This is a genomic window from Galactobacillus timonensis (assembly GCF_900240265.1).
Lineage (GTDB): Bacteria > Bacillota_I > Bacilli_A > Erysipelotrichales > Erysipelotrichaceae > Bulleidia > Bulleidia timonensis.
Genome location: NZ_LT964744.1, coordinates 1 through 3836, shown reverse-complemented (window position 1 = coordinate 3836; position 3836 = coordinate 1). Strand labels below are relative to the sequence as shown.

Genomic DNA, 3836 nt, shown 5'->3' with positions numbered 1-3836 from the left:
CGATACTTTGCAAGATGCGCTCTGTATTTTGCTTTGGCATCCACTACTGCAGGAGCGGAGTAAACCTTTTTTGTTTTGGAGTTTATTTTTTTCTCTTGCGCCGTTGTAGTAGGCGGAATCATGTTCAATATCATTCTCATAATATTATTTCCAAGTGTGAAAATCTCCTTAAGGTGTTGGGCGGCCGTGTCAATAAGGGGAAGGGCGGAGCTTAAGCCCTTCCCTTGTTGCACAGCCTGACACCCTCATCTGCACGTCGTGAAGAAAATAAATGTATATTTATATAGACTTTTGCTTCACGTGAAAAACTCTTGACTTTTTCTTTCTTCACGGCAGATCAGCATTTAATGATGATTGCGGGTGCTGCTGCACCTTTTGAGCCGTCTTCTCTCTTTGCTTTGTAGATGCCTGATAAATCTTTCAACCTGTTCCAGATTGTCCTTTCTGAGACGTTCATGTACTCTGCCATCATTTTGACTGTCACCGTTTCGTTTTCTTGTGACAGGTTCTCAAACGCAATCTCGAACTCTGTCTGTCTCTTGCTTTGCCTCTCTTCCGGAGTCTTCTGTGCCATTTTGCCCTTCTTCCACATCGGCATATCTTCCTCAGGATCAAGATCCTCAAGTACGCCTGTACGATCTACTTCATGGATCGGATAAGAGAACCAGATGTTCGTCTCAGCAGGCTTCGGAAACTCTCGCAGCGTCATGTCAATTCTCCATGCTGTTGTTGTTTCCGCTTTTTCTTCTGCTTGCCTGACAATTGCATCAATTTCGTTGTCTGAGTATTTTCTCCGTAACACCTTCCATGCGTGCTGCATAATTTCTTTTCTCTTATAAAGATCATCCTGCGGAATGGTGTTGTAGTAATTCGGATCAATGCTCTGAATTTCATTGCGAATTGTATGACACACTTCTTCATTTTTCCTGCGATCAATTGCAGTGTTGTTTAGAGGAAGCTCAATCATGTCGATCATTGCATCCGGATCTCTGGCAAATACTCCCGATCCGGAAGCACGATCCATTGATCTTTTTCCGCCCTGAGCACCTTTGCTGTGATGGTGACAGTAAATTACGGAACAGTTCAGCGATGTAGCAATTTTGTCAAATTGGTTCGTGAACTTTGCCATCTGCTCTGCAGAATTTTCATCTCCGGTGATAACTTTGTAGATCGGATCGATCACGACTGCGATGAAGTTTTCTTTCGACGCTCTGCGGATCAGCTTGGGTGCCAGTTTGTCCATCGGCACGGATTTTCCTCTAAGGTTCCAGATCTCAATGTTTCTGATGTTATTCGGAGGAATTTTCAGTGCATCATAAACATCCTTGAATCTGTGCAGACAGCTTGCCCGATCCAGTTCCAGATTGACATATAGGATCTTGCCCTGCGCACATTGCCAGGAAAGCCACTTTTTGCCCTCTGCGATAGCAATACAAAGCTCGATCAAAGAGAAAGATTTTCCGGCCTTGGATGGTCCGGCAAGCAGCATCTTGTGCCCCTGGCGAAGTACGCCCTCAATCAATGGCTGCGCCAGATCCGGCATGTCGTTCCATTCAGATGCGAGGTTTTCCGGATCCGGTAGATCGTCATTGATTGATTCGATGTATTCTGTCCAGGCATCCCAGGATGGCTGCCCGATATTCGTCGCAATCAGGAACTGCTTCTTTTTCCCGCGCCAGAAACCGGGCATTCGTGATAGCCTGCTCGGATTCTTAGCACTTGGATCTACATCGAGTCCGTTCTGTTTGCATATTTTGTATAAGTAATCTACATGCCGGCTGTATTCCTTCTCATTGCTTGCATCCACACGCACAATCGCATGCAGTGACTTGTTCCCGGAATGTACCAGAGCGACGATTGGAAGCTGCAGCTCCGTCATGATTGCGTACTGCATGTCGATTGCATTGGTGTCTGACTCTACCAGCGCGTATCGATAGTCAGTAATATTTCCGATTTTTCCACCTTGACCATCCATCGGGTTGAAAGAAATCCACGCCCCGCATTCGTGATCGTAGTCGTAAAATACGTCTTCGATTTTCTGTGCGGAATCGAGTTCTTCCAGAAGTCTTCCGGCTGTCCGGTCATAAGTTCTTTTCCCTGGATGATACTTTCCTTTATCGTCTTTGAAACAGGACGTACAGTAGGAAACATGATCATCTGGCTCGAATACCGCAGAAATGTAATTTCGGATGTCTGCGATTTGATCCCAATTAGCACCTGGCTCTGGGACTTCTTTGGAGTCGATCATGTCTCGGTCAAGAAACTGATAGTCTGAGAGATTTACAATCTCATCGTCAAGAATTTCTCTTCCGTGCTCACCGGACGAATTACTGTATCCTCGCTCAATTGCCATCTTGAACAACGTATTTTCCGTGATTCCTGAGCTCTGGAATGATTCCCATTTTTTGAAGCATCCGCCATCGTAACGTTCCGGATCTCTGCGGCTCCATTCATCCCATAGCTCGCACGATGCACCGGCCGCTTTGATGGCCATGCCAATCTGCATCCAATCTCCATATGACAGAGAAGCTGGATTGATATATTCAAGCGCTGCTCTTAATTCCTTTTCATCTGTCATAAGGTTGCTCCAGGAGTATAGGTTGAGGGCACGACTCCTTCAGGAATACGCCAGTTGTTATAGCTGATTCGACTAATCATCTTATTAGCGGCATCAAATTGCCATGTTCCGACGTGCTGGAATCCTCTGCTTTCCAGAAAACGAATTTGCTTAGGTGTAGCCAGTCCTTCCATCCGTCTTTTCTCCAGCTTATGCAGAATCAGTTCAGCTTTTCCTGCGCATTCGATTTCATCCGGGAATATTCCGTAACGCTCAAGAGCTTCAAGCTGTTTCTGAGTAACCGGTCCCATTTCCCATCCGAGTGATGGCTCATAAGACGAGAGATCTTCAGCCTGGATGCTCATTTCAAATTGCAGCGGGTCCACCAGCTTGCGCTTCCGTTTCCGCATTGCTTCAAGCTGTTTCGCCAGAGATGCTTCACGCTGCTGCATGACATCTGTAGCAGCTTCCTGTTCAGCTTCTTCAATGTCGAACATTTCTCCGGCAGATTCTTCCAGATTCTTAGTCATTTGCTTCGAAACTTCTTCATTCGTGCAGATGATATCAGCAGGGCGGCACAGCTCATGCTTTTCTGTCATCCACAGAAAATCTAGGATCAGAAGATTTTCTTTTCCTTTGCAGATTCGTGTGCCTCTTCCCACCATCTGGCAATAGAGAGATCTCACTTTCGTAGGGCGCAGGCATACAACGCAATCGACATCCGGACAATCCCATCCTTCTGTCAACAGCATGCTGTTGCAGATCACGTTGTATTTACCGGCAGAAAAGTCCTTCAGAACCTGTTCACGATCTTCTGACTGACCGTTGACTTCAGCGGCGCGGAATCCTTTTGAGTTGAGGATCCCTTGGAACTTTTTAGAGGTAGCAATCAGAGGAAGAAACACAACAGTTTTTCTATCCTGACAGTATTTCTTCATTTCTTCTGCGATTTGATCCAGATACGGATCCAAAGCTGTATCAATGGAACCAGGTGTGTAGTCTCCTGCCTGCGTCTTCAGACCTGTCATATCCAGCTGCAGCGGAACGGTCTGTGCAACGATCTTACACAGATACCCGTCTTTGATCGCCTGGACGATCGAATATTCAAACGCAAGGGATTCAAACACTTCTCCAAGATGACGTTGATCTCCTCGATCCGGCGTAGCTGTGACGCCGAGGACATTTGCATCGCTGAAATGATCAATGATGCGTCGATATCCATCGGTAATTGCGTGATGCGCTTCGTCGATGATAATTGTTCCATAGTAGTTCGGATCAA

2 protein-coding genes are annotated in these 3836 nt (G+C 46.2%); both read right to left on the bottom strand.

Features of this window, described 5'->3' with window-relative positions; translation table 11 throughout:
- Positions 1 to 337: 337 nt before the first annotated feature.
- Positions 338 to 2578 (bottom strand): AAA family ATPase, encoded by a 2241-nt coding sequence (locus C1714_RS13650; RefSeq protein ID WP_102343784.1) that lies wholly within the window; start codon positions 2576 to 2578, stop codon positions 338 to 340.
- On the bottom strand, positions 2575 to 3836 hold a 1262-nt coding region (locus tag C1714_RS13645; protein WP_102343783.1), incomplete at its 5' end, for a DEAD/DEAH box helicase. The genes C1714_RS13645 and C1714_RS13650, both read right to left, overlap by 4 nt.

Bases quoted from the DNA above. Each gene is read 5' to 3' on its own strand.
- C1714_RS13650 (WP_102343784.1), bottom strand. From the start codon at position 2,578: ATGACAGATGAAAAGGAATTAAGAGCAGCGCTTGAATATATCAATCCA.